Annotated in this window: 14 protein-coding genes; 8 read left to right on the forward strand and 6 right to left on the reverse strand. The window is 62.4% G+C overall.

What is annotated here, in order from left to right:
* The first annotated feature begins 9 nt into the window (after positions 1 to 9).
* A complete protein-coding gene (locus BMW54_RS13455; protein WP_090056820.1) occupies positions 10 to 1,353 on the forward strand; it encodes a phosphohexomutase domain-containing protein in 1,344 nt (447 codons plus the stop codon).
* Between the two features lie 58 nt (positions 1,354 to 1,411).
* Here the strand turns inward: BMW54_RS13455 and BMW54_RS13460 are convergent, their stop codons facing one another.
* The 6 genes from BMW54_RS13460 to rfbB all read right to left on the reverse strand — a co-directional run bounded on the left by BMW54_RS13460 (position 1,412) and on the right by rfbB (position 7,704).
* Positions 1,412 to 2,800, reverse strand: coding sequence for a hypothetical protein (locus BMW54_RS13460; RefSeq protein WP_090056822.1), 1,389 nt, complete (start codon positions 2,798 to 2,800; stop codon positions 1,412 to 1,414).
* A gap of 75 nt (positions 2,801 to 2,875) precedes the next feature.
* A complete protein-coding gene (locus BMW54_RS13465) occupies positions 2,876 to 4,297 on the reverse strand; it encodes a mannose-1-phosphate guanylyltransferase/mannose-6-phosphate isomerase (protein WP_254779365.1) in 1,422 nt (473 codons plus the stop codon).
* Complete coding sequence (gene rfbD / locus BMW54_RS13470) at positions 4,294 to 5,223, reverse strand: dTDP-4-dehydrorhamnose reductase (protein WP_090056827.1); 930 nt, start codon at positions 5,221 to 5,223, stop codon at positions 4,294 to 4,296. The genes BMW54_RS13465 and rfbD overlap by 4 nt, the downstream gene beginning before the upstream one ends.
* Positions 5,220 to 5,777: a dTDP-4-dehydrorhamnose 3,5-epimerase gene (rfbC, locus tag BMW54_RS13475; protein ID WP_090056829.1), complete on the reverse strand. Its 558-nt coding sequence runs from the start codon at positions 5,775 to 5,777 to the stop codon at positions 5,220 to 5,222. The genes rfbD and rfbC overlap by 4 nt, the downstream gene beginning before the upstream one ends.
* Positions 5,774 to 6,658, reverse strand: a complete 885-nt coding sequence (gene rfbA / locus BMW54_RS13480) for a glucose-1-phosphate thymidylyltransferase RfbA (RefSeq protein WP_090056831.1) — start codon at positions 6,656 to 6,658, stop codon at positions 5,774 to 5,776. Before rfbA ends, rfbC begins: the two co-directional genes overlap by 4 nt.
* Entirely contained in the window at positions 6,655 to 7,704 is a 1,050-nt protein-coding gene (gene rfbB / locus BMW54_RS13485) for a dTDP-glucose 4,6-dehydratase (protein ID WP_090056833.1), read from the reverse strand. The genes rfbA and rfbB overlap by 4 nt, the downstream gene beginning before the upstream one ends.
* Positions 7,705 to 7,889: 185 nt before the next feature.
* On the opposite strand from rfbB, the gene BMW54_RS13490 reads away from it, so the two are divergent.
* From BMW54_RS13490 to BMW54_RS13520, 7 genes are all read left to right on the forward strand, one after another.
* On the forward strand, positions 7,890 to 9,050 hold the full coding sequence (locus BMW54_RS13490; protein ID WP_090056836.1) for a trans-sulfuration enzyme family protein: 1,161 nt from the start codon (positions 7,890 to 7,892) through the stop codon (positions 9,048 to 9,050).
* Positions 9,051 to 9,157: 107 nt separating this feature from the next.
* Entirely contained in the window at positions 9,158 to 9,856 is a 699-nt protein-coding gene (locus tag BMW54_RS13495; RefSeq protein ID WP_090056838.1) for an FkbM family methyltransferase, read from the forward strand.
* 15 nt (positions 9,857 to 9,871) lie between these two features.
* Positions 9,872 to 10,948, forward strand: coding sequence for an NAD-dependent epimerase/dehydratase family protein (locus tag BMW54_RS13500; RefSeq protein ID WP_090056840.1), 1,077 nt, complete (start codon positions 9,872 to 9,874; stop codon positions 10,946 to 10,948).
* Positions 10,949 to 10,983: 35 nt separating this feature from the next.
* A complete protein-coding gene (locus BMW54_RS18835; protein ID WP_254779338.1) occupies positions 10,984 to 12,906 on the forward strand; it encodes a glycosyltransferase family 4 protein in 1,923 nt (640 codons plus the stop codon).
* A gap of 8 nt (positions 12,907 to 12,914) precedes the next feature.
* A complete protein-coding gene (locus BMW54_RS13510; RefSeq protein ID WP_254779341.1) occupies positions 12,915 to 13,235 on the forward strand; it encodes a hypothetical protein in 321 nt (106 codons plus the stop codon).
* On the forward strand, positions 13,232 to 14,389 hold the full coding sequence (locus BMW54_RS13515; protein WP_090056843.1) for a glycosyltransferase family 2 protein: 1,158 nt from the start codon (positions 13,232 to 13,234) through the stop codon (positions 14,387 to 14,389). Before BMW54_RS13510 ends, BMW54_RS13515 begins: the two co-directional genes overlap by 4 nt.
* A 245-nt stretch (positions 14,390 to 14,634) precedes the next feature.
* Positions 14,635 to 15,657 (forward strand): acyltransferase family protein, encoded by a 1,023-nt coding sequence (locus tag BMW54_RS13520; RefSeq protein ID WP_090056844.1) that lies wholly within the window; start codon positions 14,635 to 14,637, stop codon positions 15,655 to 15,657.
* The last annotated feature ends 13 nt before the right edge of the window (positions 15,658 to 15,670 follow it).

The following is a 15,670-nucleotide window of genomic DNA, read 5'->3' on the forward strand; positions in this document are numbered from 1 at the left end:
TTGAGCTCAATGAAATGTTTCAAGGCATACGATATTCGCGGGCGCGTTCCCGACGAACTTAACGAAGACGTCGCCTACCGTCTGGGGCGAGCGCTCGCTCGCACCGTGGAACCTGGCGCCATCGTCGTGGGTCACGACATTCGTCGGGACAGTCCGGCTTTCTCGGAAGCGGTGATCCGGGGCCTGAACGATGAGGGTAGGGATGCGATCGATATCGGGCTCTGCGGAACGGAGGAAGTGTATTTCCAGACCTTTCATCGCTCGGTGGCTGGCGGTGTGATGGTCACTGCAAGTCATAATCCTATCGATTACAACGGCATGAAGCTTGTCAGGGAAGGCGCGCGCCCGATCAGCGGCGATACGGGTCTTCGTGATATCGAGCGACTCGTCGAGGAAAATGCGTTCGGCGATGTCGCAGCGGTGCGAGGCTCCGTCACTCGCGACCACGACAAGGCAGCGTACATCGCACATCTGCTGACCTACATCGATATCAGCGTGATGCGTCCGATGAAGATCGTGGTGAATGCAGGCAATGGAGGCGCGGGCGCGATCGTCGATCTGCTCGCCGCGCATCTGCCGGTCGACTTCGTGCGCATCAACCATGAGCCCGACGGCACGTTCCCGAACGGTATTCCGAATCCGCTGCTCCCCGGGAACCGGGTGGCGACGGCGGAAGCGGTCGTTCGGCATGGCGCGGATTTCGGCATCGCATGGGATGGCGACTTCGACCGGTGCTTCCTGTTCGATGCGGATGGTGAGTTCATTGAGGGGTACTACATCGTCGGGCTGCTGGCAGCGCAATTGCTGGAAACGCACCCGGGGGCGAAGATCATTCACGATCCGCGTCTGACCTGGAATACCGTCGACATGGTGACGGCCGCCGGCGGTGTGCCGATCGAGAGTAAGACCGGGCACGCCTTCATCAAGGAGCGCATGCGTGCCGAGGACGCCATCTACGGTGGTGAGATGAGCGCTCACCACTACTTCCGTGAGTTCGCCTACTGCGATTCCGGGATGATACCTTGGCTCCTCGTGGCGCAGCGCCTATCCAGCACGGGCAAGAGCCTCGCCAGCATGCTGCACGAGCGCATGGCTGCCTATCCTTGCAGCGGCGAGATCAACTTCGTGGTCGATGACCCGAAGCGTGTTACGACGCGCGTGCTCGAATACTATGCGGAGGCATCGCCGCGACTCGATTTCGTCGACGGTGTAAGCGCGGATTTCGGGATGTGGCGATTCAATCTGCGTTCGTCCAACACGGAGCCGTTGCTTCGACTGAATGTCGAGACGCGAGGCGACGCCGCGCTCCTTGAATCCAGGACTGCGCAGCTCTCGGAGCTTATCCGGCGTTGATCGTGTCTTGGTAGCTGCACGACCTGATCGTCGTGCAGCGCTCTGGGACAAGCGCCCCTCAGAGTGGCGCTTGCCCCGCGGTGATCGGCCGGATGGAGCCGTCCCGCATCAGCTCATGCGTCGCTTTCGCCCGGTCGGCTACGGGCAGCGGACTGTACAAGTGGAGTAGCCGTGACACGTCCCCGAATGGCGCCATCCACGCGGGCATGATCGACTCGGGAACGGTTCCTTGCAGAATCACGACGTCTCGCCGGCCCTTTAGCTGCCGGAGCGATGCCTTTAGATGCCGGATATAACTACGGGTCTCGTCGATAGGGTAGGCGATCAGTACTCGATTCCGCAGATGAGCCTGGGTGTTGATCAGGACGAGGGTGGCGATGAGGAGCGTGACGAAAATCGCCGCGCGTCCCAGTTGAAGCGATGAAATGCCGAGCATGAGGCCGAGGACGAGGAACGTCGCCCCTTCGACACCATATCTCAGCGTAGCGCCTGCGTCGGGGAACGTACCTGCGCGGTTCCAGCCGATGATGGCGGCCGATGCAAGCACGTAAATCAGTGTTGCGCCCCAAAGCAATGCCAGCCCACGATCCTTTTGAATGGACCAGCCTGCGAACAGGATCATCCCCAGAGCGGATACCCATCCAGGTAAATCGAATCCCCACGCATCCAAGCCGAAGCTGGCTCCGATTGTCGCTTTGACAAGATTGGTCCAGACGTAGGTCGCAAGCAGTGACGCGCTCGGGTGAGCGTTGCCCAGCTGCGGTCCAAATACCGCCAGGCCCACCATGTAGAGCGCCGTAAGTGCGGCGACAGGAACGATGGCTCGTAATGCCTCGCGCAGAGCGGGAACGAACTCCCGAACGACGCGCCACTCCCGGTAGAAAGCAATCGCAGCGAGAATGACGGGGCTGCAGACGACCTTCGCGGTGAAGCCGAGCGCAATACCGAACCAAAATGTGCCGAGCGCGATCCGGTGGCGATGCGAGCCTGCCAGGCAGTAGCTCGCTGCCAGGATGGCGGTCAACGAAAAGATGGTGTGTACGGCTGCCGCCCACCATTGTTGCGTCTGCGTGAATTGCGGAAGCCCGATGAAGATGAGCAATCCCGCGGCGATGGCGGGATTGCTCGCACCGAGCCGCCTGGCGATACCTGCAAGGAGAGCGCTGCACGTCATCGACAAGGCCGCGATGATGGTGGCGGTTGCGATGAAGCTTGGTCCGAAGAGGCGGAAAACGATGCCCTGTACCAATCGGTAGCCAGGGGCTACCTGCCCAAAGACGTCGCGCAGCAGGTAGCTGATTGTCAGCCCGCTCTCGTCGAAGATGGCGAAGTTCAGGAAATCGTCCGAAAAAAGCGACGACTTGTGGACGCGGACGTAGATCACGACCGCCTGGAGCGCCAGCATGGCGACAACCAGCCGGCGGTGGTTTCTCAGAGTTTGCAGCATTCCGGGCGGCCCCTATGACGTCCGTTGCAACGTTGCCGGATTCCCCAGCAATTCGTGGTACCTATGGCTCGCTGCTCAGGCCCTGCCGTAAACGTCGTCGAACCGCACAATATCGTCTTCGCCAAGATAGCTGCCGGACTGCACTTCGATCAGCTCGACCGGCACTTTGCCTGGGTTGCGCAACCGGTGGCGCGAACCCAGCGGGAGGTAGGTGCTTTGGTTTTCGGCCAGAAGAAACACCTTGTCGTCGCAAGTCACTTCCGCGACGCCCTTGACCACGATCCAGTGTTCTGCGCGGTGGTGATGCATCTGCAGGCTCAGAGCCGCGCCCGGCTTTACGACGATGCGCTTGACCTGGAAGCGGTCGCCCTGTTCGAGGGAGTCGTAGCTGCCCCAGGGGCGCCGGACAACGCGGTGCAGGTCGTGTTCCGTGCGCCCAGCCGTCTTGAGTTCATCGACGATCCGCTTCACGTCCTGCGATGCGTCGCGACGCGCGACCAACGTGGCATCCGGGGTGGTCACGACCACTACGTCCTCGAGGCCGATCGTGGCCACGAGGTGGCGATCGTGTGATCGCACCAGTGTGCCTTTCGTGTCGAGCGCGATGACATCGCCTTCGAGACGATTGCCGTTGGCATCCTTATCGGCAGCGGACCACAGCGCATCCCACGAGCCGATATCGCTCCAGTCGCAACCGACAGGCACCACCGCCGCACGCGATGTTTTTTCCATCACGGCGTAGTCGATCGAGTCGGCGGGAGCCGCGGCGAAGGCCGTGGCGTCGAGCCGGGTGAAATCTAGATCCGCGTTCGCTTTCTCGAACGACGCCCGGGCCGCCTCGAGCATGGCGGGCGCGTGGAGCCGCAGCTCCTCTAGGTAGCGATTCGCGCGGAACAGGAACATGCCCGAATTCCAGTCGTATTCGCCGCTCGCCAGATAGCGCTCGGCGACATCGAGTCGCGGCTTCTCGACGAACTGGTCGACCTCGAAGGTAGCGTCGTCTATCGCCTTGCCGCGGTGGATGTAGCCGAAGCCGGTCTCCGCGTGATCGGGTCGGATACCGAACGTGACGAGCCAGCCGTCGAGTGCCAATGGGCGAGCTTTCGCGACCGCATCGGCGAACGATGCTTCGTCGCCGATGAGATGGTCGGCAGGTAGTACAAGGATCAGTGCCTCGGGATCGCGGACGATCGCCTGCAGAGCCCCGACGGCGATAGCGGGTGCCGTATTGCGTGCGACCGGCTCTAGCAGGATGTTCGCACCCTTGATCTGAAGCTCTTGCAGCTGCTCCGCCGCCAGAAAGCGGTGGTCATCGCTTGCAACGACGACCGGAGCGTCGGTGTCGGGCAGCTTTGCCGCACGGACCACCGTTTGCTGGAAAAGAGTCTCCGTACCGGCCAGGGAAAGGAACTGCTTCGGGAGGTTGCGGCGGGAGATCGGCCACAGGCGCGTGCCGCTGCCGCCGCTGAGAATGACGGGGATAAGCATGTCGGTCAGTCCGGGGGGGTGATGAGTGCGTCGAGCGTTCGGTCGACGCCGGCTTGCCAGTGAGGAAGGTCCAGTCCGAAAACCTCGATGAATCGACGGTTGTCGAGCACGGAATACGCCGGTCGTCGCGCAGGCGTCGGGAACTCGGCCGTAGAGATCGCCTCCAGTGCGGGCGCTCTGGCGAGTATGCCGCGCTTAACGGCGCCTGCGAAGATCGCTGTCGCGAACCCATGCCACGTGGTCTCGCCGCTAGCGGTGAGGTGATACGTGCCTTCGAGCTCGTGGCGCGAGTCCGACGCCATCCAGCGATCGAGGGCAGCAAGCGTGCCGTCGACGATGAGCGTCGTGTCCGTCGGCGTGCCGCGCTGGTCTGCCACCACCCGGAGTTCGTCGCGCTCGGCGCCGAGGCGCAGCATCGTGCGAAGGAAATTGTTGCCGACCGGCGAATACACCCAGGCGGTCCGAAAGATGAAATGGGCGGCGCCGCTTGCGCGCAGGGCGAGTTCGCCGGCGAGCTTGCTCCGCCCGTAGGCGCCCGCGGGCGACGTGGTGCTTTGGTCGGCGTAGGGCGTCGACGCGTCGCCAGCGAACACGTAGTCGGTCGAATAATGTACGACCAATGACCGGTGTGCCGCGGCCCACGTGCCCAGATGGCCCACGGTATCGCCATTGACGATCGTGGCGGCAGCTTCGTCCTGTTCTGCGCGATCCACAGCCGTATATGCGGCGGCGTTGATGATGACGTCGGGTCGCTCGCGTTCGAGCAGATCGAGCACCGTCTGAGGAGCGCCAAGGTCGGCAATGCCCCCGTCGCCCCCCTCGGTCAGAACACCGTCGCGACTTGCCGCGACGACCGTGCCTCGCGACGACAGGCCGTCCTCACGCAGGAACGTGCGGCCAAGCTGGCCATTGGCACCCAACAGCAGAATCTTCAACCGCGATACTCCGGAAGGCGTCCGTCCACAACATCCGCAAGGAGCGGCGCCCTGGCATCCTTTTCGGAAAGAAGCGGCCCGGTCACCGGCCAGTCGATGCCGATCGTTGGATCGTCCCAGCGAACCGCGCCGTCGGCTTTCGGGTCATAGAGATCGGTGCATTGGTACGAGAACGTCGCGTGCTCGGAAACGACGCAGAACCCATGCGCGAAGCCCTCCGGAATCCAGAAGTGCCGATGGCTTTCCGCCGTGAGCATAACGCCGGTCCACTGGCCGAACGTCGGCGAGCCTTGACGGATGTCGACGGCGACATCGAAGACTTCGCCATCGAGGACGCTGACGAGCTTGCCCTGCGGGTGCGGCCATTGATAATGGAGCCCGCGAAGGACACCGCGTGCCGAGCGAGAGACATTGGACTGGACAAAGCGGCGGTCGATGCCCGCTTCCCGGTACTTCGCCTCGTTATAGCTCTCGTAGAAAAAGCCGCGGGAGTCGCCGAACACCTGTGGTTCGATGACGACGCAACCGGGCAGGGAGGTCTCGATGAACTTCATCCGACGTAGCCTTGCTTGATCAGGTGCTTGAGGTACTGACCGTATCCGGTCTTGGACAGCGGCTCGGCGAGGCGCAGGAGCTGCTCCGCGTCGATCCACTTGTTGACGTAGGCGATTTCCTCGGGACAGCAGACCTTGAGGCCCTGGCGGTTCTCGATGGTCTGGATGTATTCGCCCGCTTCCATCAGCGACTCGTGCGTGCCCGTATCGAGCCATGCATAGCCGCGACCGAGCTGTTCGAGGTGCAGGCTATGATCGTCGAGGTAGCAGCGATTGAGGTCGGTGATCTCGAGCTCGCCACGAGGCGAGGGCTTGAGCGCCGAGGCGAAATCGACCGCGCGGTTGTCGTAGAAATACAGGCCGGTGACGGCGTAGTTCGACTTCGGCCGCGCAGGCTTCTCCTCGAGACCGATGACCTTGCCAGTCGCGTCGAATTCCGCCACGCCGTAGCGCTCCGGATCCTTGACGAAATAGCCGAACACGGTTGCGCCATTCTCACGAGCCGCCGCGCGCTTCATGCGCTCCGTCAGGCCGACGCCGTAGAAGATGTTGTCGCCCAGCACGAGGCAGCTGGGATCGTTGCCGATGAATTCCTTGCCGATGATGAAGGCCTGGGCGAGCCCATCCGGCGAGGGCTGCACGGCATACGTGATGTTGATACCCCACTGGCTGCCGTCACCGAGCAGGCGCTGAAAAAGCTCCTGCTCGTGCGGCGTGTTGATCACCAGGATGTCCCGGATGCCTGCCAGCATAAGCGTGGCGAGCGGGTAGTAGATCATCGGCTTGTCGTACACCGGCAGCAGCTGCTTGCTGACCGCCTTGGTGATCGGATAGAGGCGCGTGCCCGATCCGCCCGCGAGGATGATGCCCTTGGTCGTCATGCGCCGAGCCGCTCGAGACGGTAGCTGCCATCGAGTACGCGATGCACCCACTCCGGGTTATTCAGATACCAGTCGACGGTTGCCTTGATGCCGCTCTCGAAGGTCTGCGATGGCGTCCAGCCCAGCTCGTCCTTCAATTTACTGGCATCGATCGCGTACCGTCGGTCATGGCCGGGACGATCCCGGACGAACGTGATCAGTTCCTCGCGGCAGCGGCCATCCGCGAGCGGGCGCCTCTCATCGAGCAGTGCGCAGATGATGCGGACCACGTCGAGGTTCTTCTGCTCGGCATTTCCACCCACGTTGTAGGTTTCGCCGACACGGCCCGCATCGAGTACACGACGGATCGCCGTGCAATGGTCACCCACGAAAAGCCAGTCGCGCACGTTCTGGCCATCGCCATAGACCGGCAGCGCTTCTCCGGCCAGCGCCTTATGGATCACTAGCGGGATGAGCTTTTCCGGGAACTGATAAGGCCCGTAATTATTTGAACAGTTCGTGGTGAGGACGGGCAGGCCGTACGTGTGATGAAACGCGCGGACCAGATGGTCGGATGCCGCCTTGGACGCGGAGTAGGGGGAGTTCGGCGCGTATTGGCTACTTTCCGTGAAGTAGCCCTCGTCCCCGAGCGATCCATACACTTCGTCCGTCGAAACATGCAGGAAGCGGAAGCGCTCGCGGCGAGCATCGTCGAGTGCGCGCCAGTAATCGCGCGTCGACTCGAGCAGGCCGAGTGTTCCGACGACGTTCGTCTCGATGAACGCGGCCGGGCCGTCGATGGATCGATCGACGTGCGATTCCGCGGCGAAGTTGACGACAGCATCGACGCCGTGCTCTGCCAGCAGGCTGGCGACGAGCGCGCGATCACCAATGTCGCCCTCGACGAAGACATGCCGGTCGTTGCCCTCGAGCGCCTTCAGCGTATCGAGGTTTCCAGCGTACGTGAGCGCATCGAGGTTCACGACGCGCAGGCCGTCCTGAACGGCCTGCAGCACGAAGTTGGCCCCAATGAATCCCGCGCCGCCTGTGACCAACAATGTCTTCATGCCGCCGTCCTTATTCTGCAAAGTTCCGCATTTTGGCATGTCATCGCCGGGGGCGGCCACATCCATGCTGAATGAGGGACCGGGCTCCCGAACCGCACTTAACCAAAATTTAATTCTTGGAAGCGGCGTGGTTTAAGATACTTGGTTCTTTGGGGCGCACGCGCCTCCTTTCTCAAGGATTCCCCGTGGTCAAATCAGCCGCTCCGCTTGGTCTCGGCACCAGGGCCATTCACGCAGGACAGTCTCCGGACCCGTCGACCGGTGCGATCATGACCCCGATCTACGCGACCTCCACCTACGTCCAGAGCAGCCCGGGGCAGCACCTGGGCTATGAGTATTCGCGAACCCAGAATCCCACGCGCGGCGCCTACGAGCGATGCGTGGCCGATCTGGAGGGCGGCGTGGCGGGGTTCGCTTTCGCGTCGGGTATGGCGGGCTCGTCGACCGTGCTCGAGCTGCTTGATTCGGGTAGCCATGTCATCGCGATGGACGATCTCTACGGCGGAACGTTCCGCCTGTTCGACAAGGTGCGCAAGCGCACCGCCGGGCTGGATTTCAGCTTCGTCGACCTGAACGATTCCGGTGCCCTCAAGGCCGCCCTGCGTCCGGAAACCCGGATGATCTGGGCCGAGACTCCGACCAATCCGATGCTGAAGCTCGTCGACCTCGCGAAGATCGGCGCCTTCGCGAAAAAGCACGGCCTGATCTTCGTCGTCGACAATACCTTCTGCTCTCCCATGGTGCAGCGCCCGATCGAGTTCGGTGCCGATCTCGTACTGCATTCGGCGACCAAGTACCTCAACGGCCATTCGGACATGGTCGGCGGCATGGTCGTGGCCGCCCATACCGAACTGGCCGAACAAATGGCGTTCCTGCAGAACTCCATCGGCGCGGTGGCCGGGCCGTTCGACGCTTTCCTCGCCATGCGCGGTCTGAAGACGCTGCACCTGCGTATGCGCCAGCATTGCGAAAGTGCGCTCGATCTGGCGCGCTGGCTCGAGCGCCACGAGCACGTGCAGCGGGTCATCTACCCAGGCCTGAAGAGCCACGACCAGCATGCCCTGGCGCGTCGGCAGATGGATGGGTTCGGGGGAATCATCTCCATCGAGGTCAAGGGTGGCCTGCGCAAGGCGCGCAGGGTACTGGAGCGTTGCAAACTGTTCGCGCTCGCCGAATCACTGGGCGGCGTCGAGAGCCTGATCGAGCATCCCGCGATCATGACTCACGCATCAATTCCGGCAGCGAACCGCAAAAGGCTCGGCATTTCGGATTCGCTTATCCGTCTGTCCGTGGGCGTCGAGGACGTTGCCGATCTGAAAAACGAGCTGACCTGGGCGCTTTCGTGAATTCGCTTCCTTCACCATATGTCATCCCAAACGGAATTCAGGGGATCGAGCTCGAATCCGTAGCGACCGACGCCGGCGCCCTATGGTTCCCCGTAGCCGATCAGGTCATGCGCGACCATATCCGGAGTGCAGGGACATGGGAGCCCGAAATCGGACGCGTGCTTCGCCAGATATTCCCCGCGCGCGGTGGCACGTTCGTCGATGTGGGAGCGAACGTTGGCTACTTCAGCGCGTTCATGGCAAACGCCTTCGCGGATGCCTCGATCCATGCGTTCGAACCGCATCCGATGACCTACGGAGTGCTGCGACTGAATTGCTGGCCCTACGGCGAGCGAATCCGTACCTACCCGTGCGCGATCTCCGATCGACGCGGCACGGTCGCGCTGGTTACGTCAGACAACAATCTGGGGGATACGAAGGGGCTGCACGCCGCCGACCGGCAGCGTGCGTCGGTCGTCGCCGCCGCCGCCACACTCGATGAAGTCCTAGATGGCGTCGTTCCCGATGTCGTCAAGATCGATGTTCAAGGCGCGGAGTTCGCGGTCCTGGGAGGAATGACCCGATTGATCGCGAAGTCGCCGCACCTGCGCGTGGTGATGGAGTTCTCGCCCGACATGCTTGCCGCGGACAAGGTTGAGCCGGTAACGATGCTCGCTGCGATTCGCGCGAAGGGCTATGCCCTTTACCTGATCCGGCAGGAAGGCTTCATCGAGGCGACGGATCAGGAAATCATCGCGTTCTGTCGTTCCGCCGGCCCACTGGGGCAGGCCAATATTCTTCTGAGCTCGCTAAAACGACCTCTTTGATTTGTGGAGAGCTTGATGCAAAAAGCCATCGTCATTACTGGCGGAGCCGGGTTCATCGGAAGCGCACTGGCCGCGCGTCTGGGCGCCGAAGGCCTGCCCATCGTCGCCGTCGACAACCTGCATCCGCAGATCCATCCGAACGGAGAGCGACCCGAAGCATTGCCGGACTTCGTCGAGCTGCATGTCGGGGATGTGACAAAACCGCAGACCTGGGCGGAGGTTCTGGCCCGGTTCGAGCCGGAGGTCATCGTGCATCTCGCTGCCGAAACCGGCACGGGACAGTCGCTGACGGAGGCGTCGCGCCACGCGGACGTCAACGTCGTCGGCACCACCGCGATGCTCGACGCGTTGTCGCAACGGGGTATCGTTCCTCGCCACATCGTGCTCGCTTCGAGCCGGGCCGTATACGGTGAGGGCGCGTGGGCTGATGCCGACGGAACCGTCTTTTATCCGCCTGCCCGCTCGCATGACGTGCTCGCCGCGGGCCAATGGGACCCTACGTCCCCGTCGGGTTCGGGGCATCCCACGCCTGTTCCACATAAGGCGGCATCCGTGTTCCCGCAGCCGACGAGCGTCTACGGCGCCACCAAGCTTGCGCAGGAGCATATTCTGGCGGCGTGGTGCGGCGCGATGCGCGTACCGCTCTCCGTGTTCCGCTTGCAGAACGTTTACGGCCCCGGCCAATCGCCGTTCAACGCCTATACCGGCATCATCACGCTCTTCCATCGCCTTGCCCGCAAGGGCCAGCAACTGGAAGTGTATGAGGATGGAAACATCGGGCGCGATTTCGTCTATATCGACGACGTGGTCAGTGCGCTTGCCGCCGGGATCGCCGAGCCGCCGGCCAGCCGTCGCACGCTCGACGTCGGCCACGGCGTGTCCACCACGATCATGGATGCGGCCCGCGTGGTAGCCGGGCTTCACGGCGCGCCGGAACCGGTGATCTGCGGCAAGTTCCGTGATGGCGACGTCCGGTGGGCAGTGGCGGATGCGGAGCCGCTCGCGGATGCGCTCGGCGTCAGGGCTATGGTTGGCTTCGACGAGGGTGCCCGTCGCGTAGGCGAATGGTTGATCGAGCGGGGCTACGCATGAGCCGCTCGCGGACCGCAGCGAATGGCGGGGTAGGCGTGCTCGCGATCGTCAACGAGAATCCTCGTGACTGGGTGGACTCGTTGCGCACGCTTGCAGCGCTCGACGCCGCCGACTGCGCGGCGATTCGCGTATGTGCGCTCGATCACCTTACTCTGCAGAACGTGCTGGGCGGTCCGGCTGCGTCGATTCAGGTCGCGCCGGAGTGGACCCTGTCGGCCGGGCTGACGGCGATGCTCAACGAGTATCCCGAGCTCGAAGCTGTGCTCATTGTGACGTCGCCCATCGCGGTCCCGGCGCAATTGCTGAGCAGAGCCCGCGAGTGGCTGCGTGAGGATCCGCGCATCGCCACCTGTTCATTCCTTTCGAATGCCGCAGGCTACCTGAGCTTCCCCCATCGCAACTCGCCCACCCCCTACGGTATCGGCGGGCATGACGAGACCAGCGCCACGCGTGTGTTGCGTGAAGCCGGCCCGGACGACGGCGCCGTTCCGATCCCCCTTCCGTCGGGGGCGGCCATCCTGGTGAATCGCGCGGTACTGACGACGGTTGGTGGCTTCGACGCGTCCCTCGATGCCAATCCGCGCGAGTCGCTCGCGGAGTTCGCGCTGCGTGCCTCGCGACGCGGCTTTCAGCACCGGCTCGATGCCGGCACTTACCTGACGGCGCAGTGGTACGAGGGTTTTCCGGCGACGGATGGTCCGGAGGATCCTGGTGTCCGGCATCGGCTTCACGAACGCGACTCGTCGTTTCCTGCGGTCTACGACTATCAGCGCAATGGCAGCGATGCGCCGTTGGCCCTGGCAATGGACGTCGCCCGCAGCAAACTGTCTGGACTTCGGATCCTGATCGACGGATCGTGCCTCGGGCCGATGGAGATGGGTACCCAGGTTCAGACACTCGAACTGGTCCGCGCCCTCGCAAAGCGTCCGGATGTCGCCTCGATCGGCATCGCGGTACCGAATGGCACGTTGCCGTCATACGCGCACGATCTGATCGGGTACGCAAAGATACGGCTGCACGATGCGCGCGACCTGATGTTCGCCGGCGCGGGTCACGCGGATATCCTGCATCGTCCGTTTCAGCCGGACAGGCCGATTCCATGGGCTCGTTGGCGGGCGCTCGCCAAGAGGATCGTGGTCACGCTGCAGGATCTGATCGCTTATCGCATCGGCTCGTATCATCCCAGTGGCGAGGCGTGGCTGGCTTATCGGAAGAACATCGCAGACGCTTGTGCGCAGTCGGACGGAATCGTTGCCATTTCGGACGACACTCGCGCGTCCATCGTGGAAGAGCGATTCAACGTCGCGGCAGAGCAGATTTTCACGGTGAAGAACGGTAGCAACCACCTCGACGATCTGACGGTGGAAGAGACGCCACCCGCGCTCGTCGAGAGAGGACTGGTCGCGAGTCCGTTCCTGCTGGTACTCGGTGCGAGCTACGCCCATAAGAACCGCGATCTGGCGATCCGCGCCTGGCAGGCCCTGCGGGCCCGCGGCCACGATCTGACGCTCGTCATGGCCGGTGCCGTGGTTGCGAAGGGTTCGTCGCGTTTCGAAGAAGCCGTTGCCCGCCGCGAAGGCGATGACCTTCTCGTGACGATGCCCGACGTGAGCAGCGGCGTACGCACGTGGCTTCTCCGCCATGCCTCGGTGGTTCTCTACCCGACCTCGGCGGAAGGTTTCGGCCTCGTTCCGTTCGAAGCCGCCGCCATGGGTACGCCGACCGCACATGTCAGCTTCGGTCCGCTTAGGGAGCTGATCGACGACGAAGGGCTGCCGCGCGACTGGTCGGTCGAGGCCCTTGCCGATTTTACAGAACGGCTTCTGACGGACCCTGCTATCGCACAAGCCAATATCGCAGGCATTCTTCGTAATGGCGCTTCGCTGACATGGGATGAAACGGCTGCCGGTCTCGTGGACGGGTACCGAGCATCGCTGTCGCGCGCGCCCCGGGCCTGATTCTTTCAATGGACGACACGTTTATCATGAATACAACCAATCTCGACGACATCTCACTCGAACAGGCCCTCATCGACTTCGAAGTCGCCAATGCCCGAGTCATGGACCTCACCGCTCGTCTGACTTCTCTCAGCCGGGAGCTTCTCGAGGCGCGGACAGAGCTCGCACGCGCGCAGGTCGCCGGTGCTACCGACATAAATGCGAAGCTCGCCGGCCCGGAAGTGGCAGAGCTTGAGCACCTGCGCAACGTTGTCGCGCAGGTTCGCGCGTCGCGTATCGTCCGCGTCGCCTCGATCTTTAGCGGCAAGCTGCACAAGGTCATCGCATGACGTCGCGCCCACGCATACTCCACTGCATCACTGTCTATAACGGTCGTGCATTCGTGCCAGCCGCCATCGAGAGTGCGTTGCGGCTGGACCAGACCGATGCAGACATCGACATCCTGATTCTGGACGATGCCAGTCCGGAGCCTGGCTGGAGCGAGGAACTCGCCGCGTTCTGCAAGGAGCGTGGAGTCATGTACTACCGGACGCCGCGAAACCTCGGTATTCCGCGCAATGTCAGTCTGGGCATGCTGACGGCCGTGAAACGCGGCTACGACTACGTCGTGATCAGCAACTCGGATGTGATCTATCCCAAGACGCTGATGTCCGCGATGCTTCCTGTCGCACGGCAGCCGAAAGTTGGTTCGGTGACGGCATGGTCGAACAACGTGTCGCTATATTCGCTCCCGAACCTTGATCCGAATAAGCACCTTCATTCGCAGGATGTCGTCGATTGGTTGCATGCGACGCTGAACGGCCATTTCGGCGATGCTGCCATGGACATTCCTGCCGGGATCTCGTTCTGCATCCTGATCCCGACGGACGTCGTGCGGCAGGTCGGCATCATGGATCCGTGTTTTGGTCGCGGATATTGCGAAGAGACCGACTGGAGTCTGAGAAGTCTGCAGGCTGGCTATCGCATCGCGCTGGCGCCAGGTAGCTTCGTATTCCATCACGGGCGCGGCTCGAACCTCGACGCAGGCATCGTTTCGCCGAACGCGACCACGGTTCCGGCGAACGAGGCGATCATCGATCTCCGATATCCGCAGTTTCGCAGTCAGGTTGAGGCGTTTGTGCATTCGGGCATCCTGCAGTCCGCCCATAAGGATGCCATTGCGCACATCGTAAAAAGTGCCGGCAGGCAGTTTGGCTATTCACTGGTCATGAGCGGCGCGTCCGTAGCAGCCCCCGGAAGTGATGAATCGGAAGTCATCGTATCGATCGGTCGCGACGGCGGGACCGCCGACGTTCGCTTGCTCGGATTCAGGGGTGAAATCCCGTTCGATGCGAAAGATCCCTCGGCAAGTGTGCAGGCGTACTTCGGGGTCGGGCCGACCCATGTCACCGTCTCCGATCGCGGCACCGTGGCAGGTGCCTTGCATGAAGCATTTCCGGAACAGACTAAGCAAACGTTCGCTGGCTACCCCCGTATAATCTGATCGTGAAAGAGTGGGGGGCGGGCCTGATGGAACGGATGATGTCAGGCCCCGACGTTTAACGTGCGGGTCTCATCGGCGCGCCGCAAAAGAGGGGAACTCGACGTCTAAGTCGACGCAATTGGCGTAACCAGAATCGAAGCCGGGGTCGGGGTTTGCCTCTCGATTCGGGTACTTCGCGCTATCGTCCCACCGCGCAAGGCCATCCAGACGGCGCGGTTGCAAGCATCCCTTCTGACAAGCAGGCCATGGCCCATCTGACAAACACCCATCGAAGCAATAACTTCGATTTTATAAGGCTTGCAGCGGCACTTTCCGTGCTCTTCAGTCACCAGTTCGCGCTGCATGCCCTTCCCGAGCCACTGGTGCTCCGCTACCAGACGCTAGGCGGGTTCGCCGTGATGGTCTTCTTCGCGGTGAGCGGGTACCTCATCACCGGGAGCTGGCAGCGAGATCCCAATCTAAGGCGATACGCCATCCGGCGCCTACTCAGGATATGGCCTGGCCTCGCGTGCACCGTGTTGCTCTGCGCTCTGGTCCTCGGCCCGCTGGTCACCGAAATACCGCTGTCGGCGTACTTTTCCGATCCGACGACGCACTCTTACTTCCGAAGCCTTTACTTCTCGATCCAGCCCTTTCTCCCCGGGGTGTTCCCGCACAGTCCGCTGGCGTACATTCCGAACGGCGTGCTCTGGACGATTCCGATCGAACTGCGCTGCTACGTCTATCTTGCCGTACTCGGCATTCTGGGCATCCTGCGATATCGCTGGGCACTTCTTGCCCTTCTTGCTGCGACGGCAGTCTGGTACTACGGCATCCATGGCGCGGAAGCGGTGTTCCTTGCAGACCATACGCATCTGTTCGAGGTCGAGTACGCGACGTTCTTCTTCGCGGGAAGCTGTCTGTACTATTTCAAGGATGTGTGGGATCGCCCTCGCGCGAAGCTGATCGCCGCGGCGATCGTAATCGGTGTGGGCGCGGTGGCCTATTTAGCCGACCATCCGCTGATTGCCGCCTTCATCTTTGTGCCGTACCTCGTCGTGGCATTTGGTACGTCGTCCTTCCCTGTGATTCATCGGTTCGGCCGCTTCGGCGATCTATCCTACGGCGTCTACATCTACGCCTTCCCGATTCAGCAGACCGTTATCTGGGCGACGCCCGGCTGGGGCTTCTACGAGCACCTGCTCCTGGCCATACCGAGCGTGCTCCTGATGGCATGGCTGTCCTGGCACCTTCTCGAGAACGTCGCTCTACAGTACAAGCCGCGCTGATCCGAGGCGACTG

The organism is Luteibacter sp. 329MFSha (genome assembly GCF_900111665.1).
Lineage (GTDB): Bacteria > Pseudomonadota > Gammaproteobacteria > Xanthomonadales > Rhodanobacteraceae > Luteibacter.